The organism is Microbacterium sp. MDV22-iso44 (assembly GCF_058629135.1).
In genome coordinates, this window is sequence record NZ_JBZVWS010000001.1 from 165401 (window position 1) to 189918 (window position 24518).

22 protein-coding genes and 3 tRNA genes are annotated in these 24518 nt (G+C 68.9%); 22 read left to right on the plus strand and 3 right to left on the minus strand.

Translation table 11 applies throughout. From position 1 onward, the window contains the following. Positions 1 to 7: 7 nt before the first annotated feature. The 7 genes from AC4NN1_RS00795 (at position 8) to AC4NN1_RS00825 (ending at position 7565) form a co-directional block, all read left to right on the plus strand. Complete coding sequence (locus AC4NN1_RS00795; protein ID WP_026302836.1) at positions 8 to 1852, plus strand: DEAD/DEAH box helicase; 1845 nt, start codon at positions 8 to 10, stop codon at positions 1850 to 1852. Positions 1853 to 1932: 80 nt separating this feature from the next. Then, positions 1933 to 3036: a VIT1/CCC1 transporter family protein gene (locus AC4NN1_RS00800; RefSeq protein ID WP_491954304.1), complete on the plus strand. Its 1104-nt coding sequence runs from the start codon at positions 1933 to 1935 to the stop codon at positions 3034 to 3036. A 105-nt stretch (positions 3037 to 3141) separates the two neighbouring features. Continuing rightward, positions 3142 to 3226 (plus strand) — tRNA-Leu (locus AC4NN1_RS00805). 147 nt (positions 3227 to 3373) lie between these two features. Beyond that, the gene (locus AC4NN1_RS00810) at positions 3374 to 4360 is read left to right on the plus strand and encodes an ABC transporter ATP-binding protein (protein ID WP_491954305.1); all 987 of its coding nucleotides are present in this window, start codon (positions 3374 to 3376) and stop codon (positions 4358 to 4360) included. Beyond that, a complete protein-coding gene (locus tag AC4NN1_RS00815; protein ID WP_491954306.1) occupies positions 4320 to 5381 on the plus strand; it encodes an ABC transporter permease in 1062 nt (353 codons plus the stop codon). The genes AC4NN1_RS00810 and AC4NN1_RS00815 overlap by 41 nt, the downstream gene beginning before the upstream one ends. Positions 5382 to 5423: 42 nt before the next feature. Continuing rightward, positions 5424 to 6722, plus strand: a complete 1299-nt coding sequence (locus AC4NN1_RS00820) for a M20/M25/M40 family metallo-hydrolase (RefSeq protein ID WP_311856418.1) — start codon at positions 5424 to 5426, stop codon at positions 6720 to 6722. 9 nt (positions 6723 to 6731) lie between these two features. Then, complete coding sequence (locus tag AC4NN1_RS00825) at positions 6732 to 7565, plus strand: undecaprenyl-diphosphate phosphatase (protein ID WP_018186558.1); 834 nt, start codon at positions 6732 to 6734, stop codon at positions 7563 to 7565. Between the two features lie 10 nt (positions 7566 to 7575). Here AC4NN1_RS00825 and AC4NN1_RS00830 read toward each other — a convergent pair whose 3' ends face one another. Further along, on the minus strand, positions 7576 to 8439 hold the full coding sequence (locus tag AC4NN1_RS00830) for a PAC2 family protein (RefSeq protein ID WP_018186559.1): 864 nt from the start codon (positions 8437 to 8439) through the stop codon (positions 7576 to 7578). 78 nt (positions 8440 to 8517) lie between these two features. On the opposite strand from AC4NN1_RS00830, the gene AC4NN1_RS00835 reads away from it, so the two are divergent. The 8 genes from AC4NN1_RS00835 (at position 8518) to AC4NN1_RS00870 (ending at position 16769) form a co-directional block, all read left to right on the plus strand. Continuing rightward, positions 8518 to 9198, plus strand: coding sequence for an HAD family hydrolase (locus AC4NN1_RS00835; RefSeq protein WP_491954307.1), 681 nt, complete (start codon positions 8518 to 8520; stop codon positions 9196 to 9198). Further along, positions 9195 to 10208: a tRNA (adenine-N1)-methyltransferase gene (locus AC4NN1_RS00840; RefSeq protein ID WP_018186561.1), complete on the plus strand. Its 1014-nt coding sequence runs from the start codon at positions 9195 to 9197 to the stop codon at positions 10206 to 10208. The genes AC4NN1_RS00835 and AC4NN1_RS00840 overlap by 4 nt, the downstream gene beginning before the upstream one ends. Before the next feature lie 4 nt (positions 10209 to 10212). Next, positions 10213 to 11181, plus strand: a complete 969-nt coding sequence (locus AC4NN1_RS00845) for an FKBP-type peptidyl-prolyl cis-trans isomerase (protein ID WP_491954308.1) — start codon at positions 10213 to 10215, stop codon at positions 11179 to 11181. Between the two features lie 44 nt (positions 11182 to 11225). After that, on the plus strand, positions 11226 to 12224 hold the full coding sequence (locus AC4NN1_RS00850) for a helix-turn-helix transcriptional regulator (RefSeq protein WP_020097470.1): 999 nt from the start codon (positions 11226 to 11228) through the stop codon (positions 12222 to 12224). Further along, positions 12221 to 13180, plus strand: a complete 960-nt coding sequence (locus AC4NN1_RS00855; RefSeq protein WP_311870535.1) for a helix-turn-helix transcriptional regulator — start codon at positions 12221 to 12223, stop codon at positions 13178 to 13180. The genes AC4NN1_RS00850 and AC4NN1_RS00855 overlap by 4 nt, the downstream gene beginning before the upstream one ends. A gap of 58 nt (positions 13181 to 13238) precedes the next feature. Continuing rightward, positions 13239 to 13493: a twin-arginine translocase TatA/TatE family subunit gene (gene tatA / locus AC4NN1_RS00860; RefSeq protein WP_018186565.1), complete on the plus strand. Its 255-nt coding sequence runs from the start codon at positions 13239 to 13241 to the stop codon at positions 13491 to 13493. Positions 13494 to 13557: 64 nt separating this feature from the next. Further along, on the plus strand, positions 13558 to 14313 hold the full coding sequence (tatC, locus tag AC4NN1_RS00865; protein ID WP_026302837.1) for a twin-arginine translocase subunit TatC: 756 nt from the start codon (positions 13558 to 13560) through the stop codon (positions 14311 to 14313). Next, the gene (locus AC4NN1_RS00870) at positions 14310 to 16769 is read left to right on the plus strand and encodes a DEAD/DEAH box helicase (protein ID WP_491954309.1); all 2460 of its coding nucleotides are present in this window, start codon (positions 14310 to 14312) and stop codon (positions 16767 to 16769) included. The genes tatC and AC4NN1_RS00870 overlap by 4 nt, the downstream gene beginning before the upstream one ends. Before the next feature lie 16 nt (positions 16770 to 16785). Here AC4NN1_RS00870 and AC4NN1_RS00875 read toward each other — a convergent pair. After that, positions 16786 to 16859: transfer RNA gene (locus tag AC4NN1_RS00875), tRNA-Gly, on the minus strand. A 94-nt stretch (positions 16860 to 16953) separates the two neighbouring features. Here AC4NN1_RS00875 and AC4NN1_RS00880 point away from each other — a divergent pair. From AC4NN1_RS00880 to clpX, 5 genes are all read left to right on the plus strand, one after another. Continuing rightward, positions 16954 to 17027: transfer RNA gene (locus AC4NN1_RS00880), tRNA-Pro, on the plus strand. Between the two features lie 70 nt (positions 17028 to 17097). Continuing rightward, positions 17098 to 18633, plus strand: coding sequence for a trigger factor (gene tig / locus AC4NN1_RS00885; protein ID WP_491954310.1), 1536 nt, complete (start codon positions 17098 to 17100; stop codon positions 18631 to 18633). Further along, positions 18563 to 19396, plus strand: a complete 834-nt coding sequence (locus AC4NN1_RS00890; RefSeq protein ID WP_491954311.1) for an ATP-dependent Clp protease proteolytic subunit — start codon at positions 18563 to 18565, stop codon at positions 19394 to 19396. The genes tig and AC4NN1_RS00890 overlap by 71 nt, the downstream gene beginning before the upstream one ends. A gap of 17 nt (positions 19397 to 19413) precedes the next feature. Next, positions 19414 to 20079, plus strand: coding sequence for an ATP-dependent Clp protease proteolytic subunit (locus AC4NN1_RS00895; RefSeq protein WP_018186570.1), 666 nt, complete (start codon positions 19414 to 19416; stop codon positions 20077 to 20079). Positions 20080 to 20209: 130 nt separating this feature from the next. Continuing rightward, on the plus strand, positions 20210 to 21478 hold the full coding sequence (clpX, locus tag AC4NN1_RS00900; protein ID WP_311870529.1) for an ATP-dependent Clp protease ATP-binding subunit ClpX: 1269 nt from the start codon (positions 20210 to 20212) through the stop codon (positions 21476 to 21478). 66 nt (positions 21479 to 21544) lie between these two features. Here clpX and AC4NN1_RS00905 read toward each other — a convergent pair whose 3' ends face one another. Then, positions 21545 to 23602 (minus strand): M3 family metallopeptidase, encoded by a 2058-nt coding sequence (locus AC4NN1_RS00905; RefSeq protein ID WP_491954312.1) that lies wholly within the window; start codon positions 23600 to 23602, stop codon positions 21545 to 21547. Positions 23603 to 23696: 94 nt separating this feature from the next. Between AC4NN1_RS00905 and AC4NN1_RS00910 the strand changes: the two genes are divergently transcribed. Together AC4NN1_RS00910 and AC4NN1_RS00915 are read left to right on the plus strand one after the other, a co-directional pair. After that, the gene (locus tag AC4NN1_RS00910; RefSeq protein WP_026302839.1) at positions 23697 to 24299 is read left to right on the plus strand and encodes a winged helix-turn-helix domain-containing protein; all 603 of its coding nucleotides are present in this window, start codon (positions 23697 to 23699) and stop codon (positions 24297 to 24299) included. Beyond that, a complete protein-coding gene (locus AC4NN1_RS00915; RefSeq protein ID WP_018186574.1) occupies positions 24296 to 24511 on the plus strand; it encodes a hypothetical protein in 216 nt (71 codons plus the stop codon). The genes AC4NN1_RS00910 and AC4NN1_RS00915 overlap by 4 nt, the downstream gene beginning before the upstream one ends. The last annotated feature ends 7 nt before the right edge of the window (positions 24512 to 24518 follow it).

Sequence of the window (24518 nt, forward strand, 5' to 3'; positions counted from 1 at the left end):
GAGCGAGATGACGAGCGAAGAGGGGGCGGCCCCGGACGAGCCCCACTTCGGGAGTTTCGCCGCCGAGCACCTCTCTCCCGCCTTCCCGCAGCGCGCGCCGTGGGGCACCGCGCAGAACCTCCGTGCCTGGCAGGCCGAGGCCCTCGAGCGTTACTTCGAGATGGACGGACCCGACGGGATCGGCGGGGGCCCGCGCGACTTCCTCGCCGCCGCGACCCCCGGCGCCGGCAAGACGACCTTCGCCCTCCGCCTCGCGAGCGAGCTGTTGCGGCGGCGGATCATCGACCGCATCATCGTCGTCGCCCCGACCGAACACCTGAAGACCCAGTGGGCGGATGCCGCGGCTCGGGTTTCCATCCGCCTCGACCCGCGGTTCAGCAACAAACACTTCTCGCCGGCGCGGCACTACCACGGGGTCGCCGTCACCTACGCGCAGGTCGCGGTGAAGGCATCCGTCCACGAGCGACTCGTCCTCGACTCCCGCGCCCTGGTGATCCTCGACGAGGTCCACCACGGCGGCGACGCGCTCAGCTGGGGCGACGCGCTCCGCGAGGCGTACGGCAGGGCGACGCGCCGCCTGCTGCTGTCGGGGACCCCGTTCCGCAGCGACACCGCGCCCATCCCGTTCGTCGAGTACCACCCGAACGACAAGGGCATCCGTCTGTCGCGGACGGACTACAACTACGGCTACGGCCGGGCGCTGGCCGACGGCGTCGTGCGTCCCGTGCTCTTCCACGTCTACGCCGGGCAGATGAAGTGGCGGACGAAGGCGGGCGACGAATACGAAGCCCACCTCGGCCAGGACAACACGAAGGACATCAACTCCCAGGCGTGGCGGACGGCGCTCAACCCCGAGGGGGAGTGGATCTCGGCCGTCCTGCGTTCGGCCGACCGCCGCCTCACCGAGGTGAGACAGGACGTCCCGGATGCCGGGGGCCTGGTCATCGCGACCGATCAGACGGCCGCGCGCGCCTACGCCGCGATCCTCCGCGACATCACGGGGGAGCCGACCACGGTCGTCCTCTCGGACGACAAGGCCGCGTCGGGGCGCATCGAGACCTTCGGGCAGTCGACGACGCGGTGGATGGTCGCGGTCCGCATGGTGTCCGAGGGCGTCGACGTGCCGCGGCTCGCAGTCGGCGTCTACGCGACCAGTGCGTCGACACCGCTCTTCTTCGCGCAGGCCATCGGGCGCTTCGTCCGCGCACGACGTCGCGGCGAAGCGGCATCCGTGTTCCTCCCCAACGTCCCTCAGCTGCTCGCCCTCGCGAACGAGATGGAGCGCGAGCGCGACCACGCGCTCGATCGCGAGGAGAGCGACGACGACGGCCTCGAGGACTCGCTGCTCGAAGAGGCGGAGCGCGAGGACAAGGCGTCAGACTCTCTCATCGAGGAGGGCAGCTACCAGGCGCTCGGATCGACGGCGCACTTCGATCGGGTGCTTTACGACGGCAAGGAGTTCGGTCAGCTGGCTGTTCCGGGGACGCTCGAGGAGGAGGAGTTCCTCGGGATCCCCGGGCTCCTCGAGCCCGAGCACGTGCACGAGCTGCTGATGCAGCGGCAGTCGCGGCAGACCCGTCACCGCCACGCGCGGGAGGCGCAGGAGAAGACGACGGCCGACGCGACCGGCGAGCCGGAGAACACGCTGCCCCCGGCCCTCCATCGCACGCTCCGCGAACAGCGGCAGCTGCTCAACAGTCTCGTCGGGCTCTACGCCCGGCAGAGCGGCGAGCCGCACGGCGCCGTGCACGCCGAGCTCCGACGGATCTGCGGCGGCCCCGAGGTCGCCCGCGCGACGGTCGCACAGCTGCAGGCGCGCATCGAGGTCCTGCGCAAGCGCGTCCACTCCTGACCCCTTCGGATCCCCGAAATGCTGGCAGTTCCGGCTTTCGGGCGGTTCCCGCGGTTCGCCGTGGCTACCGTGAAAGAGACATGAGCACGATGAACGCGACGCCCCTGCCCGACGCCACCCCGCGAGATCGCCGGCGGTGGGCCGCCTACCTCTCGGACGAACGTGCCGAAGCGCGCGTGTACCGCGAGCTCGCGGCTCGGAAGTCGGGGGAGGAGCGCGAGATCCTCGACGCGCTCGCCGACGCGGAGGGGCGCCACGAAGCCCACTGGTTGGGCCTCCTCGGCGGGGAGCCCGAGCGGCTCCCGCGGGCGTCCATCCGGACGCGACTGCTGGCGACGATGGCCCGCCGGTTCGGGTCGATCTTCGTCCTGGCGCTCGCCCAGAACGCCGAGAACCGCTCGCCGTACGACGACGACCCCCACGCCACCCCGGCCATGCGCGCAGATGAGAAGATCCACGGCGAAGTCGTCCGTGGACTCGCCGCGCGGGGCCGCATGCGACTGTCGGGCACCTTCCGCGCCGCCGTCTTCGGCGCCAACGACGGTCTCGTCTCCAACCTCGCCCTCGTGATGGGCATCGGGGCGACGGGCGTCGCGCCGCAGTTCGTCCTCTTCAGCGGCATCGCGGGTCTGCTGGCCGGCGCGCTGTCGATGGCCGCGGGGGAGTTCGTCTCGGTCCGGTCGCAGCGGGAGCTCATCGAGGCGACGCATCCGAACAACGACACCGACCACGTCCTCCCCGATCTCGACCTCGACGCGAACGAACTCGCTCTCGTCTACCGGACGCGAGGACTCGACGAGGAGCAGGCGCTGGAGCGGGCGCGACAGGTCGTCGCCACGGCACAGGCGAGCGACCGTGCCGTCCCCTACCGCCGCGCCGCCGAGCCGCCTGCCGACCTCGAGTCCGTCGGCTCCGCCTTCGGGGCAGCGGCCTCCAGCTTCGCGTTCTTCGCCTCGGGCGCGGTCATTCCGGTCCTGCCGTGGATCTTCGGGCTCTCCGGCCTCGCGGCCGTGACCCTGGCACTCGGCCTGGTGGGCCTGGCGCTGCTCCTGACCGGGGCGACGGTCGGTCTGCTCTCGGGTGCACCGCCCCTTCGTCGGGGACTGCGTCAGCTGGCGATCGGTTTCGGTGCGGCGGCGATCACGTACCTGCTGGGTCTCCTGTTCGGTGTGTCCGCGGCGTAGGCGGACCGGACAGTCGGCCCGATTATCCGCACCGCCGAGAACGTGCTACTGTCGATCCTCGGTTGCGAAACCGAAATCCCGGAGGAAACAAAGGGAGAAAACTCTGCGCGGGTGGCGGAATAGGTAGACGCGCTAGCTTGAGGTGCTAGTGCCCGAATAGGGCGTGGGGGTTCAAGTCCCCCCTCGCGCACAGAGGAAGAAATGGGTCCCGAAAGGGGCCCATTTCTCGTTTCGGATCGGTGCGGTGTTGCTGACGAGGCACCTCTCCCCTGTGAGGGGGAGAGGCGTCATCCCCGTGGGGGAGGCGTTCTCGAGCGCCGTGCCCTGGACTGTGGACATGGACCGCGATCCCGCCCAGCCCGCTCTCACGACCATCGACCGCGAACGTGCGTCGGTGGTGTCGGTGAGGCGGCTGACGAAGCGGTACGGACGACGCACGGCGCTCGACGACGTCGACCTCGAGATCTCCCGAGGAACGGTCGTCGGCATACTCGGGCCCAATGGTGCCGGCAAGTCGACTCTGCTGGAGACCGTCGCCGGCTTGCGGGCATCGACATCGGGGGAGGTCTCCGTCCTCGGCGTGGATCCTCGACGGGAGCGACGTCAGACCACCCGGCGGGTGTCGGTGCAACCGCAGTCAGCCAGCGTGTTCGGATACCTGTCCGTCCGAGAGACGGTCAGGTTGTACGCCTCGTTCCACTCGTCCCATCGGGACGTTGCGCAGGTGATCGCCGACCTGGGCCTCTCTGAGCAGGTCGATGTCCGCGCACGCGACCTCTCGGGTGGTCAGCTGCGACGCCTGCTGCTCGCGGTCGCCATCATCGGCATTCCCGAGATCGTCATCCTCGATGAGCCGTCCGCCGGGCTCGATCCCGAGGCGAGGAAGCACCTGCTGGAGCTCATCCGATCGCTCGCCCGGGACGGCACCACCATCATCTTCTCCACGCACGACATGGCCGAGGCCGCCCAGATCTGCGATCGAGTCGTCATCGTCGTCGCCGGACGGATCCGGGCAGATGGGCCGCCCGCAGAACTCATCGACGGCGGGAAATCGACGCTGACCTTCGACGTCGTGAGCGAGGAAGCTCTGAGTCGCACACGATCGGTGCTCCCTGCCGACACCGTGACGTGGTCCCAGGATGCTCGAGGATTCCACGTCAGCCACGCGACAGCCGACCCGGATGGGGCGTTGGAGTTGTTGACGCGGGATCGTCAGATTCGCGGCCGGTCCTATCGCGTCGTGAGTCCCACGCTGGAAGATCTCTACCTGTCGATCGTCCGGGATGCCCGTGAGATCGACGAAGGGCGCGACGGCGATGCCTGACACCGCGAGATATGAGCCGCGCTCTGCGTTCGTGGAGCTGGCGACGGCGAGCGCCAAGGACCTCTATCGGGACCGAAAAGGCGCGTTCTCGATCCTGTTCACCTTCTTCTTCTTCTTCCTGCTGATCATCGGGCTCAACTTCGTGGTCAACGTCGGCGGCCGAGCGGATCCGGTGGTCGTGATCGACAGCGCCGTGCCGCAGAGTGCTCCGATCGCCCGCGAACTGGAGTCGGCCGGCATCATGGTGGCCGAAGAGGAGGAAGCCTCGGCCACCGTCACGATCGCCGCGGCGCGCACCGGTGTCGCCATCGTCCTGGACGCCGAGGCGGACCCGCAATGGCTGGCGGTGGCGGCGGCCGTGGAGCGCACCGGGACTGCCTACTCGGTCACGGACACCGACGGTGAGGTGTGGATCGACCTGCTCCGGGCGAACCTCGCTGCGTTGTCGTGCATCGGGCTGCTGGCCATCACCTTCATCGGAACGTCCGTTCCGCTCACGAGGATGCGCGAGAACGGCACCCTCCGTCTCCTCGGAACCACGCCCGCCAGCAAGTTCACCTTCATCGCCGCCCTCACCCCCTCGCGCCTGATCTTCGCGCTGTTCGTCATCGTGACGATCCACGCGACCTCGATGATCCTGGGATACTCGCAGCTCTGGCAGCTCTTCCGCCTCCTGTTCACGATGCTGCTCGGCGTCGCCATGTTCTTCGCGCTCGCCTATCTGCTCGCGTCTCGGACGCGGCGCGCGGAGACGGTGAACAATCTCGCCGCCGTGCTGCCGGTGATGGCGATCTTCGCTTCGGGGTCCGTTCTGCCCTCCCACCTCATACCCGAGCCGGTGACGTGGGTGCTCAACTGTCTGCCCACCACCTGGTACATGCGCGCCGCCGCAGCCGACCTCGCGGGTGACACGACCAGCGCAGGGCTCCTGTTCCTCTACTGGGGGCTGATGCTCGTGACGCCGCTCGCCGCCGGCATCCTGGCGGCTCGGCTGTTCATCTGGGACGACCGCGAGCGGTGAGCATGACGCGGCGCGCGGTGCGCCGCGGGTAGCGTGGGGCGCATGTCCGCTCCCGACGATCTGCCCGAGGTCGCGCGCGTCGCCCGCGATCTGATCCGCTTCGACACGACGAACTACGGCGAAGGACGCGCGAACGGCGAGCGCGAGGCCGCCGAGTACGTCGGCGCGTACCTCGAGTCGTTGGGGCTGGTCCCCGAGTACTACGAGCCGATCCCGCGGCGCACGAATGTCGTCGCACGGGTGCCGGGACGCGATCCCGACAAGCCTGCGCTGGTCCTGCACGGACACCTCGACGTCGTTCCCGCCGTCGCGGCCGACTGGAGCGTCGATCCCTTCGAGGGTGTCGTGAAGGACGGGATGCTGTGGGGCCGCGGCGCTGTCGACATGAAGGACATGGACGCCATGATCCTCACCTCGGTCGCCGAGCTGCTGAGGGCGGGGGAGAGGCCCGAGCGGGACCTCGTCCTCGCTTTCTTCGCAGATGAGGAGAACGGCGGCGTCGAAGGCTCCCAGCTAGTCGTCCGCGACCGCGCCGAATGGTTCGCCGGCGCGACCGAGGCGATCAGCGAGGTCGGCGGCTACTCGATCGCCGTGGGTGACGAGCGCGCCTACCTGCTGCAGGTGGGCGAGAAGGCGCTCATCTGGATCCGGCTCCACGCCACGGGGCAGGCCGGACACGGCAGCCGCCACCACCCCGACAACGCCGTGACGCGTCTCGCCGAGGCGGTCGCCGCACTCGGGCGCACCGGGTGGCCGATCGAACTCACCTCGACGACGCGTCAGCTCGTCGGATCGCTCGCCGATCTCTCGGGGACCCTGGCCGACGATCCCGACGCCGTCGCCGATACGGCGGGCGCGGCATCCGCGTTCCTGCGCTCCACCTTCCGGACCACGACCAACCCCACCGGGCTGACCGCCGGGTACAAGCACAACGTGATCCCGGATGCCGCGACCGCCGCGATCGACATCCGCACCCTGCCGGGGCACGAGGACGAGGTCCTCGCGCAGGTGCAGCGGATCGTCGGCGACGACATCCGCATCGAGGTCGTCCACCGCGACATCGGACTTGAGGTGCCGTTCGCCGGAGACCTCGTCGACGCGATGGTCGGCGCGCTGGGGCGCCATGATCCCGGAATCCCGGTCATCCCGTACCTTATGGGGGGAGGGACCGACAACAAGGCCCTCGCCGAGCTCGGCATCGCCGGGTTCGGGTTCGCGCCGCTGCGACTGCCCGCCGACCTCGACTTCACCGGGATGTTCCACGGTGTCGACGAACGCGTCCCGATCGACGCCCTCGTCTTCGGGCAGCGTGTGCTCACCGATCTGATCCGCACGTACTGAAAGGCCCCCATGTCGATCCTCGACGCCATCATCCTGGGTATCGTCCAGGGCCTGACAGAGTTCCTCCCGATCTCCTCGAGCGCGCATCTGCGCATCGTGGGGGAGTTCCTCCCCAACGCGCAGGATCCTGGTGCGACCTTCACCGCCATCACGCAGATCGGCACCGAGCTCGCGGTCCTGGTCTACTTCTGGAACCGCATCGTGCGGATCGTCGCCGCATGGGCGAAGTCGCTCACCGGGCGTGTTCCGCGCAACGATCCCGACGCCCGTATGGGATGGATCGTTATCATCGGCACGATCCCGATCGGCGTGCTCGGCTTCCTGTTCCAGGACGTCATCCGCGACACCTTCCGGAACCTCTGGCTCGTGGCGACCGTCCTCATCGTCTTCGGCATCATCCTCGGCATCGCCGACGCGCTCGGAAAGCGCGTCCGCACCGAAAAGGACCTCACGATCGGGCACGGGCTCACCCTCGGCGTCGCGCAGTCGTTGGCCCTCGTCCCTGGCGTCTCGCGCTCCGGGGCCACCACGACGGCCGCGCTCGCCATGGGGTACACGCGTCCCGCCGCCGCCGAGGTCGCGTTCCTGCTCGCCGTCCCCGCCGTCTTCGGCAGCGGGCTGTACGAGCTCCTGCAGGCGATCCGCGAGCCCGGTCAGTCGCCGTTCACCCTCGGCGAGACCGCGATCGCGACGGTGGTCTCGTTCGGCGTCGGCCTCGTGGTCATCGCCTACCTGATGCGCTACCTCAAGCGCGGCAGCTTCCTGCCGTTCGTGCTCTACCGGGTCGTCCTCGGCGTCGTGCTGCTCATCCTGCTCGCCTTCGGCGTCCTGCAGGCCTACTGAGCGGGGCCGGTCACCGGCGCGGGTCGTCCTTCGGCCCGCGCGGGCCGTCGCCCCGCCGGCGGAGGTAGCGCTCGAATTCCTGCGCGATCGCGTCGCCGGATGCCTCGGGGGAGTCCCAGGCGTCGCGCGCGGTCTCGAGCTGGCGGATGTACTCCGTCATCTCCTCGTCGTCCGCGGCGGCGGCATCGACCGACGCCTCCCACGCGAGGGCCTCCGCGGGCAGCGCGCCGCGGGTGATCGAGGCACCCGTGATCTCCTCGAGTTTGTCGAGGAGCGCCAGCGTCGCCTTGGGGGACGGGGTGTGCCCGGCGACGTAGTGGGGGATGCTCGCCCAGAGCCCGGCCGTCGGGATACCGGCCGCCTCGCCGGCGGCGGCGAGAGCCGAAAGGATGCCGACGGGGCCTTCGTAGGTCGATCGCTCCAGCCCGAGCGACGAGCGGAGCTCCTCGTTCTCGGAACCGGCGAACACGGAGATCGGCCGGGTATGGGGGACGTCGCTCATCATGGAACCGAGGGCGACGATGCCGGTGATGTCCTCGCGGAGGGCCGCGTCGATGAACTCGGCGGAGAACGCCTGCCACGCGCGGGCGGGCTCCGTGCCGGTGAGGAGCCACAGGTCGGGACCGTCCTCGCGGGGTGTCGCCGGACGCCAGAGCGTCGCGTCGGGCCAGACCAGGCGACGGGCGCCGTCGGCATCCACCTGCATCTGCGGCCGCGTGTACTGGTAGTCGAAGTACAGCTCCGGGTCGACGCCGAACACCTTCTCGAACGTGCCGGAGGTCCGCAGCTGCGAGGCCGCAGCGGTGGCCGCCTCTCCGGCGTCGTTCCAGCCGTCGACGGCGATCACGAGCACCCGCTGTCCCAGTCCCTGCACGGACGTCCTCTCTGTCGGTACCCCCACGATACGCCGCTGCCCCCGAGGCGGGCGGATGCGCTCGCGTAGCATTGACCGGTGATCTCCCCCCTTCCCGCCGCGGTCCTCTGGGACATGGACGGCACCCTCGTCGACACCGAGCCGTACTGGATGGCTGCCGAGACCCCGCTCGTCGAACGCTTCGGCGGCACCTGGACCCATGACGACGGACTGGGGATGGTGGGACTCGGGCTCGAGGACGCGGCCCGCATCCTCCAGGGCGCCGGCGTGCGCATGGAGGTCGACGAGATCGTCGCCCACCTCACCGAGGAGGTCATGCGCCAGCTCCGCGAGGAGGGTGTCCCCTTCCGGCCGGGCGCCCGCGAACTGCTGCGCGACCTGCGGGACGCCGGCATCTCGACCGCTCTCGTCACGATGTCGATGAGCCGGATGGCGCGGGTCATCACCGACCTCATCGACTTCGACGCGTTCGACGTCGTCATCGGCGGCGACGACGTCGCCCGCCCCAAGCCTCACCCGGACCCGTACCTGCAGGCGTGCGAGGCGCTCGGCGTGGACCCTGCCGACACCGTCGCGTTCGAGGACTCGATCACCGGAACGCGCTCGGCGATAGCCGCGGGCACGGCGACCGTCGGCATCCCGCACATGGTCCCGCTCGACGAGGTCGGTGCCCACGTCCTGTGGCCGACCCTCGAGGGACGAACGGTGGCGGATGTCGCCGACCTCCTCGCACAGGTGCGTCAGGGGGTCCGCGCATGAGCGCCGACCTGCGGCCGAGTGGCCCGTTCCGCCTCGGTGACCGTGTGCAGCTGACGGGGCCCAAGGGACGTCTCCACACCGTCACCCTCCGCGAGGGCGGCGAGCTGCACACCCACCACGGCGTGCTCCGGCACGAGGCGATCATCGGGCAGCCCGACGGCTCTGTCGTCGCCAACAGCGGGGGCCACGAATACCTCGCGCTCCGCCCGCTGCTGCGCGACTTCGTGATGTCGATGCCCCGCGGCGCCGCCATCGTCTACCCGAAGGATGCCGCGCAGATCCTCGCCTCCGCCGACATCTTCCCGGGCGCCACCGTCGTCGAGGCCGGCGTCGGGTCGGGCGCCCTCTCGATGTGGCTCCTCCGGGCGATCGGTCCGTCCGGGCGGCTCCTGTCGTTCGAGCGGCGAGAGGAGTTCTCGGAGGTCGCCGAGGCGAACGTCGAGACGTTCTTCGGCCACTACCCCGAGTCATGGCGCGTCGTCGTGGGCGATCTCGCCGAGCAGCTCCCACAGGTGACCGAGCCCGGCAGCGTCGACCGCGTCGTCCTCGACATGCTCGCGCCGTGGGAGTGCATCGACGTCGTCGCCGACGCACTCACGCCCGGCGGCGTGGTCCTCTGCTACATCGCGACCGCGACGCAGCTGAGCCGCGTCGCGGAGTACATCCGCCACTCGGGATTGTTCACCGAGCCCGAGGCGACCGAGACGATGGTGCGCGGATGGCACGTCGAGGGGCTCGCGGTCCGACCCGATCACCGGATGGTCGCCCACACCGGGTTCCTGCTCACGGCACGGCGCCTCGCCCCCGGAGCGATGCCGCCCGACGTCCGCAAGCGCGCCCTCAAGAAGCCGTCGTACGCGGATGAGGATGTCGAGGCGTGGACGCCGGGCGCCGTGGGGGATCGTGAGATCACCGACAAGAACCTCCGCAAGCGCGTGCGCGATGCGCAGCGCGCGGCGGGCGGTGCCCGTCAGGCCGCCGAGGATCGCTCCGGCGAGACCGTAGACTGAACGAATGCGTCAGATCCCCGCTGCCGTGGCCGTACTCGGCCTGACTGCCCTGGCCCTCGTCGGGTGCGCCCCGTCCGGACCCTCCGACAGCGGTTGCGAGCGTGTCACCGCGCCCGCATCGTCGCTCGATCTCGTCGATGTGACGGGTGCCGAAGGCTTGCCGACGGCGTCGACGACCGATCCGGTCTACGTGTCGAAGACCGCGTACACCGACCTCGCCACGGGCAAGGGCACTCCGATCACGTCGGGGATGCAGGATCTGCAGATCGGGATCACGGTGCTGAACGGTCAGACCGGTCAGACGCTCGTGTCGGCGCCGACCAAGCTGGTCGCGCTGAACGTCCTCGAGCAGTCGTTCCCCACGATCGGCAAGGCGCTCGACTGCGCGCGGCCCGGTGCCCGCATCGTCGCGGCGATGCCCGCGAAGGACATCAACCCGACGTTCGTGCAGCAGGCCGGGCTGTCCGAGAGCGCTTCGGCCGTCCTGGTCATCGACGTGAACACCGTCCTCCTGCCGGCGGCCAACGGGGTCCCGCAGTACGTCGACGGTGTCAACGTGCCGACCGTGGTCCTCGCGCCCGACGGCACGCCGGGGATCATCGTCCCCGACGCCGCGCCGCCGAAGGGTCTGGTCATCAAGACCCTCAAGAAGGGCGACGGTGAGAAGATCACCGCCGACTCCCGCGCCCGGCTGCAGTACACGGGTGTCGCCTGGAACACCGGAGAGGTGTTCGATTCGACGTGGCAGAACGGCGAAGCCGTGACGTTCGCGAAGGACCAGTTCTCCGAGGGCTTCGCGCGGGCAATCGAGGGTCAGACGGTCGGCTCGCAGGTGCTCGTGGTCGTTCCGTCCGACATGGCGACGGTCCAAGGTCAGTCGGCGCAGAACGAGCCGCCGACGGGGACTCTCGTCTACGTGATCGACATCCTCGGGATCGACCCGACGACCGATTCCCCGACCGCGACACAGTGAGCTCCCGCGGGGCCGAGCACCGGTCCCGCGCCTAGGATTGCGATGTGTCCACCGAAGCGATCCGCAGCGCGCCCGAGGAACGACTCGTCAACCTCGTGGTCGCATTGCTCGCGACCGAGCAGGGGCTGACGAAGGACACGATCCTCTCGTCCGTGTCCGGATATCGCGAGCAGGGTGCGGCCGGGGCGTCCAAAGACGCACTCGAGAAGATGTTCGAACGAGACAAGGACAGTCTGCGTTCCCTGGGAGTGCCGATCGAGACGATCGGCGACTACGCCGATCCCGACGATCTGCGTGAGGCGCGCTACCGAGTCCCCACCTCGGAGTACTCGCTCCCCGTCGACATCGACTTCACCCCGGCCGAGATCGCGGTCCTGAACCTGGCGAGCGGTGTGTGGGGCGAGAGCTCGATGTCGGCATCCGCCCGCAGCGGACTCCGGAAGATCCAGGCGCTGGGGATCGAGGTCGACGCGCCCATCATCGGCTACGCGCCGCGCATCAGCTTGCGCGAGCCGTCCTTCGCGCCGCTGCAGCGGGCGATCGAGCAGGGTCGCGTCGTCGAGTTCGACTACATCAAGGGCGGGTCGGATGCCGCGCACCGCCGCCGCGTGCAGCCGTGGGCCCTCGTCGAGTACGACGGTCGCTGGCACGTGTACGGCTTCGACCTCCTGCAGGACGCCGAGCGCACGTTCCTCCTGTCCCGCATCCCTTCGGACGTCGTCGTGACGCGGGCGTCCTTCGATCTGTCCCTGCGAGAGGGAGCGGGCGAGAAGGCGATCGCCGGCCTGGATGCGGTCGCCGCCCGCCAGCAGGCGCGGCTGCAGGTCGAGCCCGGCACCGAGGCGCTCCTCCGCCTCCACCGTCGTGCGCTGTCCGAAGATGAGACGGGATGCCTCGTGCCCTACGTCGACGCCCAGGTCTTCGCGGACGAGCTCGCCTCGTACGGCCCCGAGGTCCGTGTGATCGATCCGCCGTACCTCGCCGAGCTCGTCGCGTCGCGGCTGCGTCGCGCACGGGATCTCCATGCCGAGGTCGGGGCATGAGCGCCCAGCCGCTGGTGGCGACCGATAGGGCGTCCCTCATCCTGCAGCTCGTCCCGTACCTCATCTCCAAGGGCGAGGTCACCGTGGCGGACGCGGCCCGGGACTTCGACGTCGAGGCGGATGAGATGCGGTCGATGGTCGAGAAGCTGACGGTCATCGGGCTCCCCGGCGACGGCGGTTTCTGGCAGATGGCGAACGACCTCTTCGACATCGACTGGGACCTCCTCGACGAGCAGGACACCATCTCGATCACCAATGCCGTCGCGCTGGAGCGGACGCCGAGACTGACCGCGCGCGAAGCGGCCGCACTGCTCGCCGGTCTCCAACTCGCCGCCAGCCTTCCGGGCGTGGGCGACAGCGGGGTCGTCCAGGGTCTGCTCGCCAAACTCGCCGCCGGCGCATCGAGCGCTCCCGCCGAGGTGATCGTCGCGACGCCCGTCGTCGACGACGTGCGGACGACGGTGGCGGACGCCGTGCAGCGAGGCGTCGCGGTGTCCTTCTCCTACCGGGCTCCGGATGCGCCCGCGACGACGCGCACCGTCGACCCCGTCAAAGTCCACATCGCCGACGGCCAGTGGTACCTCCAGGGGTGGTGCCATCTGCGGCAAGCGATCCGTACCTTCCATCTCGACCGGGTATCGGACGTCGTCCTCACCGACATCCCGAGCACGCACGGTGCCGACCCTCTGCCGGGGCTGTTCGAGCCGGGTGAGACCGATGTCGTGGTCGAGCTCCGCTGCCGCAAGGACGTCGTCCCTCTGCTCGGCGAGTTCGCGGCGCGCGCCGTGGTCCGGGGCAAGGGCGAGTTCCGCTCGGTGAGCCTCCGCGTCGGCGACGAACGCAGCCTCAAGCGGCTGGCGGCGCGGCTCGGCGGCGATGTCGAGATCGTCTCGCCCCCCGAGGCGCGAGAAGCTGCTCGCACCTGGGCGGATGCCGGGCTCGCGCAGTACGCCTGAGGGTCTCTGTTCACCTGGGGCGGTTAGACTGAGGTCACATCTACCCCGAGGAGCTTTCATGGGCTTGCAAGGATGGCACCTTCTCGTCGTCTTGGCGGTGATCCTGCTTCTGTTCGGAGCGGCGAAGCTGCCTGCCCTCGCGAAGAGCGTCGGCCAGTCCGCCCGCGTGTTCAAGGGTGAGATGAAGGCGATGAAGGAAGAGGACGGTCCGGCCGAGACACCGGCGCACCAGCAGCCGCAGGCTCCGACGTCGGTGACGGGCCTGACGCCTCCGCCCGCGCAGGGCCCATCGCAGGGCCCCACCTCCTCCTGACGCGGTGACGACCACCGACCGGGACGCCGCCGCCACCGACGACGCCCCTCTCCGGGACAAGCGGATGTCGCTCGGCGACCATCTCCGCGAGTTCCGCAAGCGGCTCATCATCGCCGCCGTGGCACTGGTCGTCGGGATGATCGTGTCCTTCGCGCTCGGCGACGCGATCATCTGGGCGATCACGGAGCCGATCCGCGTGGTGGCGGAGCAACGCGGTCAGGAGAACGCCGTCACCCTCATGTTCGCGACGGTGACCTCCGCCTTCGATCTTCGCGTCCGGATCGCGTTCGCCGTCGGCCTTTTGATCTCGGCACCGGTCTGGTTGTGGCAGATCTGGGCGTTCCTCATGCCGGGTCTGACCCGTAAAGAGGTCCGCTACACGATCGGGTTCGTCGCGGCGGCCGTACCGCTCTTCTTCGCCGGAGCGTTCACGGGGTGGCTCATCCTCCCTCATCTCGTCGAGCTCATGGCGGGCTTCACACCCGACGGGGCGTCGAACTTCTACGACGCCAAGTACTACTACGACTTCGTCTTCAAGCTCCTGATCGTCGTCGGCGTCTCCTACGTGACGCCCGTGTTCCTGGTGGCGCTCAACCTGGCGGGGGTCATGACGGGGCGCGAGATCATGAAGGGCTGGCGGGTGGCGATCGTGATCGCGACCGTGTTCGCCGGTGCCGCCACCCCCTCCGCCGACGTCGTCAGCATGCTCATCCTGGCCGCGATCCTCACGGTCCTCTTCTTCGCCGCGGCCGGCCTGTCGATGCTGTTCGACCGCCGCAAGCGCAAGCGCGAGGCGGAACTCCTCGGCCCGATCGCATGACGGACTTCGCGGCGCGATACGCACGTGCGCAGTCCGGCCGTCGGCATCCGATCTCGGCGTCGTTCGCCGAGATGCAGCGGTTCGACCTCGACCCGTTCCAGGTCGAGGGATGCCAGGCCCTCGAAGACGGTCGCAGCGTCCTCGTCGCGGCGCCGACCGGTGCCGGCAAGACGATCGTCGGCGAATTCGCGATCCACCTGGCGATGCGGGAGCCGGGGGACAAGGCGTTCTACACGACGCCCATGAAGGCCCTGTCGAATCAGAAGTTCCGCGAGCTGCAGGAGGTCTACGGCGAGGACCAGGTCGGTCTGCTCACCGGCGACACGAACATCAACGGGAACGCCCGGGTCGTCGTCATGACCACCGAGGTGCTCCGGAACATGCTGTACGCGGATTCGCCCGCGCTCCGGGGTCTCCGCTACGTCGTCATGGATGAGGTCCACTACCTCGCCGACCGCTTCCGCGGACCGGTGTGGGAAGAGGTCATCCTCCATCTGCCGCCTGCCGTCCGGCTCGTCTCGCTGTCGGCGACGGTGTCGAACGCGGAGGAGTTCGGCGACTGGCTCGACACCGTGCGGGGCGACACCGCCGTCATCGTCTCCGAGACCCGTCCCGTCCCGCTCGAGCAGCACGTGCTGGTCCGCGGTGACCTGTTGCCGCTCTTCGACGACCGCTCCGGTGTGGCCACCGCGCAGGTGAACCAGGAACTCACCCGCATCCGTTCGCCGAAGGCCGCGACGTACGAGAACAACCGCCGGGCGATCGAGTACCGGTCCCGCGGCGACCAGGAACGCCGACGCCCCCACCGCGGTGGCAAGCGTCCCGTGCGGCCGTCGACGGCGGCGCGCATCGAGCGGATGGACCGCCCGCAGGTCGTGGAGCTCCTCGGCCGGTCGAACCTCCTGCCCGCCATCTTCTTCATCTTCAGTCGCGTCGGCTGCGATGCCGCCGTCCAGCAGGTCCGGCGATCGGGAGTGCGGCTGACCGACACGGCCGAGCGCGATGAGATCCGGGCGATCATCGACGACCGCCTTCGTCCGCTGCAGGACGAGGACCTCGCCGTCCTCGGCTACTGGGAGTGGCGCGAGAACCTGGAGCGCGGCGTCGCCGCGCACCACGCGGGCATGCTGCCGGCCTTCAAGGAGGTCGTCGAAGAGCTCTTCCGTCGCAAGCTCGTCAAGGTGGTCTTCGCGACCGAGACCCTCGCGCTCGGCATCAACATGCCGGCGCGGACGGTCGTCCTCGAGAAGCTCGAGAAGTTCAACGGCGAGGCGCGGGTCGCCATCACCTCCGGCGAGTACACGCAGCTGACCGGCCGGGCCGGCCGGCGCGGCATCGACGTCGAGGGCCATGCTGTCGTGCAGTGGACCGAGTCCCTCGATCCGCAGGCTGTCGCCGCCCTCGCGTCGCGACGCACCTATCCGTTGAACTCGAGCTTCCGCCCGACCTACAACATGGCCGTCAACCTGATCGACCAGTTCGGTCGTGAGCGGGCCCGCGAGATCCTCGAGTCCTCGTTCGCCCAGTTCCAGGCGGACCGCGCCGTCGTCGGCCTCGCCCGCCAGGTGAAGGATGCCGAGGCATCCCTCGCCGGCTACGAGAAGTCCATGACGTGCGACCGGGGCGACTTCGCCGAGTACTCCGGCATCCGTCGCGACCTCAGCGACGCCGAGAAGCTCAACCGTGCCGACCGCACCGCGCCCGCCCGCATCCGGCAGCAGCGGCAGAACGAGATCCAGTCCCTGCGACATCGGATGCAGCGGCATCCCTGCCATTCCTGCCCGGACCGCGAGAACCATGCGCGCTGGGCGGAGCGGTACTGGAAGCTGCGGCGCCGGACGGACCGGACGCGACGCGACATCGAGACCCGCACCGGCACCGTCGCGCGGATCTTCGACCGCATCATCGATGTCCTCGCCGAGCTGAACTACGTCGCCTTCGAGGACGGCGCGGCCGCGCTGACCGCCGCCGGACGCACGATGCGACGTATCTACGGCGAACGCGATCTTCTGGTCGCCGAGTCGCTGCGTCGCGGGCTCTGGAAGAATCTGGATGCCGCAGGCTTGGCTGCCCTCGCGTCGTGCCTCGTGTACGAGCCCCGTCGGGATGAGGCGGGGGAGTACCGCCTGCCGCGAGGTCCTTTCCGCGAGGCCCTGACCAAGACGCAGGAGCTCTGGAGCCGTCTCGACGACCTCGAGCAGGAGCATCACCTGCCGGGAACCGAACCGCTCGCCACGGGCCTGGCGCAGGCCATGAACTCGTGGGCGCGCGGCGGCTCGTTGGATCTGGTCCTCTCGGAGGCCGACCTCGCCGCGGGCGACTTCGTGCGCTGGACGAAGCAGACGATCGATCTGCTCGACCAGCTCTCGATCGTCGCGGACGCGGACGTCGCCGTGACCGCGCGGAAGGCGCTCGACGCCGTCCGGCGGGGGATCGTCGCCTACAGCTCGGTGTGAGCCGCCAGGCGATGCGTGGAGGGGATGACGGGAATCGAACCCGCGTAATCAGTTTGGAAGACTGAGGCTCTACCATTGAGCTACATCCCCGTCGACGCTGAGGACAGCGCCTCGACGAGTGTAGCGGACATGGTCGGCTAGACTTACCAACGGCCGTTTTTCGGCGCTCGCCAGCGTGCGCGCCCGGGGCGTAGCTCAGCTTGGTAGAGCGCCCGCTTTGGGAGCGGGAGGCCGCAGGTTCAAATCCTGTCGCCCCGACAACGGCCCCACGAACCCAGATCACCGAACGGACGCGCGTGTGCGCGGCCGGACAAGGAGAACGACAGGCATGGTCACCAGCACCGTCGAGCAGCTCAGCCCCACCCGGGTGAAGCTCCACATCACGGTCACCCCCGAGGAGCTCAAGCCGAGCATCTCGCACGCGTACGAGCACATCGCGCAGGACGTGCAGATCCCCGGTTTCCGCAAGGGCAAGGTCCCGGCACCGATCATCGACCAGCGCGTCGGTCGCGAGGCCGTCCTCGAGCACGCGGTCAGCGAAGGCCTCGACGTCTTCTACCGCGAGGCCGTGACGGCGAACGACGTCCGCATCGTCGGTCGTCCCGCCGCCGAGATCGTGGAGTGGCCGAGCACGAAGGACTTCTCCGGCGACCTCAAGGTCGAGGTCGAGGTGGACGTCCGCCCCGAGTTCGAGCTTCCCGCCTACGACGACATCACCATCGAGGTCGACGCCGTCGAGACCGATGAGGCTGCGGTGGATGCCGAGCTCGACAAGCTCCGCAGCCGCTTCGGCACGCTCGTGACCGTCGACCGTCCCGCCAAGGCCGGCGACTTCGTCGAGCTCGACCTCGTCGCCACGATCGAGGGCAACGAGATCGACCGCGCCGAGGGCGTCTCCTACGAGGTGGGCTCGGGCGAGCTCCTCGAGGGCATCGACGACGCCATCGAGTCGCTCACCGCCGGCGAGGACACCACGTTCCGTTCGAAGCTCGTCGGCGGCGACCACGCCGGTGAAGAGGCCGAGGTCGCCGTGTCCGTCAAGGCCGTCAAGGAGCGCGAGCTCCCCGAGGCCGACGACGACTTCGCTCAGGTCGCCTCCGAGTTCGACACGATCGGCGAACTCCGCGAGAGCCTCGTCGAGCGCGTCTCGGAGCAGGCCGTCTTCACGCAGGGCTCCGCCGCGCGCGACAAGCTCATCGAGGTCCTCATCGAGAAGGCGGACATCCCCGTTCCCGCCAAGCTCGTCGAGGACGAGGTGCACACCCACCTCGAGGGTGAGGGTCGCCTTGAGGACGACGTCCACCGCGCAGAGGTCACCGAAGCGAGCGAGAAGCAGTTCCGCACGCAGATGATCCTCGACAAGATCGCTGAGAAGCACGAGGTGCAGGTCTCCCAGGAGGAGCTCACCCAGTACCTCATCCAGTCGTCGGCGCAGTACGGCATGTCGCCGCAGGACTTCGTCAACGCCCTGCAGGAGGGCAACCAGATCCCGATGATGGTCGGTGAAGTCGCCCGCAACAAGGCCCTCGCCGTCGCGCTCGGCAAGGTGACCGTCGTCGACACCAACGGCAAGAAGGTCGACCTGACCGGCTTCGCCGCCGAGGACGACGAGGCTGCAGACGAGGCCACCGAGGCCGCGGACGAGAAGCCCGCCGCCAAGAAGGCCCCCGCGAAGAAGGCTCCGGCCAAGAAGCCCGCCGCGAAGAAGGCGGATGACGCCGACGCCGCCGCGGACGAGCCCGCCGCCAAGAAGGCGCCGGCTCGCAAGCCCGCCGCCAAGAAGGCCGACGCGGATGCCGCAGAGGAGCCCGCGAAGAAGGCTCCCGCCAAGCGCGCCACGAAGAAGGCCGCCGACAGCGAGTGACCCTCATCGACGGGCGGTGGGTGCCTTCGGGCCCCGCCGCCCGTCGTCGTTTCCGGGCATCGTCCACGTCGCCGGAGGCGGTGGATGCCGCCGGTGGTATGCCCACGGCGAACACGGGCGAGACGCTCGGAACGCGCCACTAGATTCGAAGCACGAACACGAATCCAGGAGAGCATCCATGGCTGAACCCCTTATGGCGACCAGTGTCTTCGACCGGCTGCTGAAGGACCGAATCATCTGGCTCGGTTCCGAGGTGCGCGACGAGAACGCGAACGAGATCTGCGCCAAGATCCTGCTGCTCGCGGCCGAGGATTCCGAGAAGGACATCTACCTCTACATCAACTCGCCGGGTGGCTCGATCACCGCGGGTATGGCGATCTACGACACGATGCAGTTCGTGCCCAACGACATCGTCACCGTCGGCATCGGCATGGCCGCCTCGATGGGCCAGCTCCTGCTGACCAGCGGCACCAAGGGCAAGCGTTACATCACGCCCAACGCCCGCGTCCTGCTGCACCAGCCGCACGGCGGCTTCGGCGGCACGTCCAGCGACATCCAGACGCAGGCGCAGCTCATCGTGTCGATGAAGAACCGTCTCGCGGAGATCACCTCCGCCCAGACCGGCAAGTCGGTCGAGCAGATCAACGCCGACGGTGACCGCGACCGCTGGTTCACCGCCGACGAAGCGCTCGAGTACGGCTTCGTCGACCACATCCGCGAACACGCTGCCGACGTCACCGGCGGCGGCGGGACCGAGAACTGAGCGTCGGAGGACAACGCATGAACACCCCCATCTTCGGTCGCGCGCAGAGCGACATGATGCCCTCGAGCCGGTACATCCTGCCGCAGTTCGAGGAGCGCACCGCCTACGGCTACAAGCGCCAGGACCCGTACAACAAGCTGTTCGAAGACCGCGTGATCTTCCTCGGCGTACAGGTCGACGACGCATCCGCCGACGACGTGATGGCGCAGCTGCTGGTCCTCGAGTCGATGGACCCCGACCGCGACATCATCATGTACATCAACTCGCCCGGTGGTTCGTTCACCGCGATGACGGCGATCTACGACACCATGCAGTACATCTCGCCCCAGGTGTCGACGGTCGTCCTCGGCCAGGCGGCGTCGGCGGCATCCGTCCTGCTCGCGGCCGGTGCGCCCGGCAAGCGGCTCGCCCTGCCGAACGCCCGCATCCTGATGCACCAGCCCGCCGTCGGCGAGTCCGGTCACGGTCAGGCGTCCGACATCGAGATCCAGGCGGCGGAGATCCTCCGCATGCGGACCTGGCTCGAAGAGACGATGGCTCACCACACGAACCGCTCCGTCGAGCAGGTCAACAAGGACATCGATCGCGACAAGATCCTCTCCGCGCAGGAAGCGCTGGAGTACGGGATCGTCGACCAGGTGCTCACGTCCCGCAAGCGCACGCCCGCGGCCATCACGGCCTGAGGTCTGTCAGACGATGCCCCGCCGAACCGTCGGCGGGGCATCGTCGTCCACACCCGTGTCGCAATCCGCCCGGTGTCCGGATCTGCGGTTAGGCTCGACTGCACCGGCCTGAATCCTGAGGGGGAACACCATGGCACGCATCGGTGAGAGCGCCGACCTGTTCAAGTGTTCCTTCTGCGGCAAGAGCCAGAAGCAGGTCCAGCAGCTGATCGCCGGTCCAGGCGTGTACATCTGCGACGAGTGCGTCGAACTCTGCAACGAGATCATCGAAGAGCGGATGGCGGAGTCCGGTGACGGCGAGGTCAAGGACTTCGACCTCCCGAAGCCGCGCGAGATCTTCAGCTTCCTCGAGGAGTACGTCGTCGGGCAGGACCCCGCCAAGCGGGCACTTGCGGTCGCCGTCTACAACCACTACAAGCGTGTCCGCGCTCGCAGCACGATCCAGTCCGCAGAGCAGCGGGCAGACGAGATCGAGATCGCCAAGAGCAACATCCTGCTGCTGGGTCCGACCGGTTGCGGCAAGACGTATCTCGCGCAGACCCTCGCGAAGCGTCTGAACGTCCCCTTCGCGGTCGCGGATGCCACGGCTCTCACCGAGGCCGGCTACGTCGGCGAGGACGTCGAGAACATCCTGCTCAAGCTCCTGCAGGCCGCTGACTTCGACGTGAAGCGCGCTGAGACCGGCATCATCTATATCGATGAGGTCGACAAGATCGCCCGCAAGGCCGAGAATCCGTCGATCACCCGCGACGTGTCGGGCGAGGGCGTGCAGCAGGCACTCCTGAAGATCCTCGAGGGCACCGTCGCCTCCGTGCCGCCGCAGGGTGGTCGCAAGCACCCGCATCAGGAGTTCATCCAGATCGATACGACGAACGTCCTGTTCATCGTCGCCGGCGCCTTCGCAGGCCTCGAGGACATCATCTCCTCGCGTGTGGGCAAGCACGGTGTCGGCTTCGGCGCTCCGCTGCAGGACAAGGAGCAGGAGCTCGACGTCTTCCGCGACGTGCTCCCCGAGGACCTCCACAAGTTCGGTCTGATCCCCGAGTTCATCGGCCGTCTGCCGGTCGTGACGACGGTGTCGCCGCTGGACCAGAGCGCGCTCATCGAGATCCTGACCGGACCCAAGAACGCCTTCGTGAAGCAGTACCAGCGCATGTTCGAGCTCGACGGCGTCGAGCTCGAGTTCGAGGAGGAGGCGCTCCGCGCGATCGCCGACCTCGCCGTCGCGCGCAAGACCGGCGCTCGCGGACTCCGGGCCATCCTCGAAGACGTGCTCGGTCCGATCATGTTCGAGATCCCCTCGGCGGAGGACGTCGACAAGGTGATCGTCACGCGGGCGGCCGTCGAAGAGGGGGCACCGCCCACGCTCGTCCTGCGGCAGAAGCGCAAGAGCGCCTGACCACCGGCATCCGATATCGAAAAGGGCGCCGCCTCCGGAGGGAGGCGGCGCCCTTTTCGTCCGGGCTCAGCCGGTGAGACCGCGCCGCTGGAGCAGGGGCTCGATCCGCGCATCGCGTCCGCGGAAGTCGCGGTAGGCCTCGAGCGGGTCCTTCGACCCGCCGACGCCCAGCAGCCGGGTGCGGAATCGATCGCCGTTCTCGCGCGTCAGGCCGCCGTTCTCGCGGAACCACTCCACCGTGTCGGCGTCGAGGACCTCGCTCCAGATGTAGGAGTAGTAGCCCGCGCTGTAGCCGCCCGAGAAGATGTGCGCGAAGTAGGTCGACGAGTACCGGGTCGGAACGGCAGGGTTGTCGAGACCGATGTCGGCCAGCGCCGTGGCCTCGAACGCGTCGACGTCGATGGCGACGGCGGTGTCCTCGCCATCCAGACTGTGCCAGGCCTGATCGATCCAGGAAGCGGCCAGGTACTCGCTCGTCGCGAAGCCCTGATTGAACGCCTCGGACTCGCGGAGCTTCTGGACGACGTCGGCGGGGAGCGGCTCGTCGGTGTCGACGTGGCGTGCGTAGGACGCGAGCACCTCGGGCCAGAAGATCCACATCTCGTTGACCTGGCTGGGGAACTCCACGAAGTCGCGGAACACCGAGGTGCCGGCGAAGTGCGGATACGTGACGGTGGCGAAGAGTCCGTGCAGCGCATGGCCGAACTCGTGGAACAGCGTCGTCACCTCGTCGAGGGTCAGGAGCGTGGGGCTGCCGGGAGCAGGCTGGGGCACATTGAGATTGTTGATGACGATCGGCGCCGTGCCGCGCAGTGCGGACTGCGACACGATCGAGTTCATCCACGCCCCGCCGCGCTTGGAATCGCGCGTGTACAGATCGAGGACGTACAGGCCGAGGTGGGAGCCGTCCTCGTTGCGGACCTCGAAGACACGTGCCTCGGGGTGATACGCGGGAAGGTCGGCACGCTCGGTGAACGTGATGCCGTAGAGATCCGTCGCAGCGCGGAACACGCCGTCGACGAGGACGCGTTCGGCTTCGAACCAGGGTCGCAGGGCCGTCCGATCGAGGTCGTACCGTGCGGCTCGCACGCGCTCCGTGTAGAAGGCCCAGTCGTGCGCGGCGAGGGGGAACCCGTCACCTTCGCTGTCGATGATCTCCTGCAGGGCTGCCTGCTCCCGGCGCGCGTTCTCTGCGGCGGGGACCGCGAGTCGGCGCAGGAGCTCGTGCACCGCTTCGGGGGAGCCGGCGGTCTCGTCGGCGGTGACGTAGGCCGCGTGCGAGTCGTATCCGAGGACCCGAGCACGCTCGGAGCGCAGCCGCACGATCTCGGTGAGCACCTCGCGGTTGTCGTTGGCGTTGCCTCGGCGCCCCCGGGATCGGGATGCCGCCATGAGGCGTTCGCGGCTCGCCCGGGAGGTGAGCGACGAGAGGTACGGGTGCCCCGTGAAGAGGGTGAGCGTGACGACGTACTTGCCCTCGAGGCCCCGCTCGGTGGCATTGCGTGCCGCCGCCGACAGTTCGCCCTCGGTGAGTCCGTCGAGCTCGGCGGCCTCGTCGAAGACCACGGCGAGGTCGTTGGTGTCGGCGAGGAGGTTCTTCTCGAACGTCGTGGTGAGCATGGACAGCTGCTGGTTCAGCTCCGTCAGGACCGTCTTGTCCGCCTCGTCGAGGCCCGCGCCGGCGCCCGTCATCTCTCGGTAGGTGCGCTCTACGAGGTACCGGTCCTCGCCCTCCAGGCCGAGGTCGTCGAGGCGGGCATGCACGTCGGCGACCCGCCCGTACAGGCGCGCATCGAGCGTCACGGCGTCGTGGTGAGCGGCCATGAGCGGGGCGAGCTGCTCGTCGATCTCCTGGATCTCGGCCGTCGCGTGGGCGGAGCTCACGGTGTAGAAGATGCGCGCGACTCGCCCGAGGGGCTCGCCGGACCGCTCGAGCGCGACCAGCGTGTTCTCGAACGTCGGCGCGTCGGAGGACGTCGCGATCGCGTCGATCTCGGCGCGGTGCGAGGCGAAGGCCTGCTCGAACGCCGGGAGGTAGTGCTCCGGGCGGATGTTCGGGTAATCCGGCAGGTCGAAGGGGAGGGGAGAGGGGGCGAGGAGCGGGTTGGTCGCGGCATCCGTCATCGTCCCAGCGTACGTCGCCCGCGCGCGCCGCCCGCACGATCGAGAATGCAAAGGAATGCTTGCAAAGACTCGCTTGCAAAGATATCTTTGTAACATGAGCGAGACACCGATGCGGCGGGCGGACCGCACCCTTGATGCCGGAGCGTTGCGCGCTCTGGCGCATCCGCTCCGCGTGCAGCTCTTCGACATCCTGTCGCAGTACGGGCCGCAGACGGCGAGTTCGCTGGCCGAGCGCACGGGGGAGTCCTCGGGCGCCACCAGCTACCACCTGCGAGCCCTCGCGAAGCAGGACCTGATCCGCGAGATCCCGGAGCGGGGATCCGCCCGGGAGCGGTGGTGGGAGCGGTCCGACAAGTCCGTGTCGTTCGACAGCCCTGAGGCGATGGCCTCACCGGCTGGTCGCTCGGCGACCCAGCTCATCATGAACGAGTTCCTCGGCCGTCGTCAGCAGCAGCTCATGCGGCATGTGACAGAGAGCATCGCCGATCCCGACAAGGGAGACGACGGCACGGCGATCATCTCGACCGCCAACATCCGTCTGACGCCCGATCAGGCGAAGGACATGATCCGGCGACTGTCCGAGATCGTCGACGAGGTCGCCGCTTCCGCGCGCGGCCACGAGGAAGACCCCGACCGCGTGCCGTTCACCGTCCGGGTGGACGCATTCGCACTACCCGAGGACGGAGACGGACGATGACCACGATCACGATCCCCACGCTGGACGTCACCGTCCGGCCCACACGGCTCGAGGCCGCGCTGTGGGCGGCGACGACCTCGGTCCAAGCGGCGGTCGCCGCACGGATGCTGCGTCGCGCCGATCAGGCGCTCGTTCGATCGGCGGCTGAGGAGCGCATCGACGACACGCGTGCCGACGTCGTCGCGCACCTGGCGCATCACCCCCGCGGCTGAGCCGGGC

What these genes read in the sequence shown, in the direction of transcription:
- AC4NN1_RS00795 (WP_026302836.1), top strand. Translation starts at nt 8, where the DNA reads ATGACGAGCGAAGAGGGGGCGGCCCCGGACGAGCCCCACTTCGGGAGT.
- AC4NN1_RS00800 (WP_491954304.1), top strand. Translation starts at nt 1,933, where the DNA reads ATGAGCACGATGAACGCGACGCCCCTGCCCGACGCCACCCCGCGAGAT.
- AC4NN1_RS00810 (WP_491954305.1), top strand. Translation starts at nt 3,374, where the DNA reads ATGGACCGCGATCCCGCCCAGCCCGCTCTCACGACCATCGACCGCGAA.
- AC4NN1_RS00815 (WP_491954306.1), top strand. Translation starts at nt 4,320, where the DNA reads ATGCCCGTGAGATCGACGAAGGGCGCGACGGCGATGCCTGACACCGCG.
- AC4NN1_RS00820 (WP_311856418.1), top strand. Translation starts at nt 5,424, where the DNA reads ATGTCCGCTCCCGACGATCTGCCCGAGGTCGCGCGCGTCGCCCGCGAT.
- AC4NN1_RS00825 (WP_018186558.1), top strand. Translation starts at nt 6,732, where the DNA reads ATGTCGATCCTCGACGCCATCATCCTGGGTATCGTCCAGGGCCTGACA.
- AC4NN1_RS00840 (WP_018186561.1), top strand. Translation starts at nt 9,195, where the DNA reads ATGAGCGCCGACCTGCGGCCGAGTGGCCCGTTCCGCCTCGGTGACCGT.
- AC4NN1_RS00845 (WP_491954308.1), top strand. Translation starts at nt 10,213, where the DNA reads ATGCGTCAGATCCCCGCTGCCGTGGCCGTACTCGGCCTGACTGCCCTG.
- AC4NN1_RS00855 (WP_311870535.1), top strand. Translation starts at nt 12,221, where the DNA reads ATGAGCGCCCAGCCGCTGGTGGCGACCGATAGGGCGTCCCTCATCCTG.
- tatA (WP_018186565.1), top strand. Translation starts at nt 13,239, where the DNA reads ATGGGCTTGCAAGGATGGCACCTTCTCGTCGTCTTGGCGGTGATCCTG.
- tatC (WP_026302837.1), top strand. Translation starts at nt 13,558, where the DNA reads ATGTCGCTCGGCGACCATCTCCGCGAGTTCCGCAAGCGGCTCATCATC.
- AC4NN1_RS00870 (WP_491954309.1), top strand. Translation starts at nt 14,310, where the DNA reads ATGACGGACTTCGCGGCGCGATACGCACGTGCGCAGTCCGGCCGTCGG.
- tig (WP_491954310.1), top strand. Translation starts at nt 17,098, where the DNA reads ATGGTCACCAGCACCGTCGAGCAGCTCAGCCCCACCCGGGTGAAGCTC.
- AC4NN1_RS00890 (WP_491954311.1), top strand. Translation starts at nt 18,563, where the DNA reads ATGCCGCAGAGGAGCCCGCGAAGAAGGCTCCCGCCAAGCGCGCCACGA.
- AC4NN1_RS00895 (WP_018186570.1), top strand. Translation starts at nt 19,414, where the DNA reads ATGAACACCCCCATCTTCGGTCGCGCGCAGAGCGACATGATGCCCTCG.
- clpX (WP_311870529.1), top strand. Translation starts at nt 20,210, where the DNA reads ATGGCACGCATCGGTGAGAGCGCCGACCTGTTCAAGTGTTCCTTCTGC.
- AC4NN1_RS00905 (WP_491954312.1), bottom strand. Translation starts at nt 23,602, where the DNA reads ATGACGGATGCCGCGACCAACCCGCTCCTCGCCCCCTCTCCCCTCCCC.
- AC4NN1_RS00910 (WP_026302839.1), top strand. Translation starts at nt 23,697, where the DNA reads ATGAGCGAGACACCGATGCGGCGGGCGGACCGCACCCTTGATGCCGGA.
- AC4NN1_RS00915 (WP_018186574.1), top strand. Translation starts at nt 24,296, where the DNA reads ATGACCACGATCACGATCCCCACGCTGGACGTCACCGTCCGGCCCACA.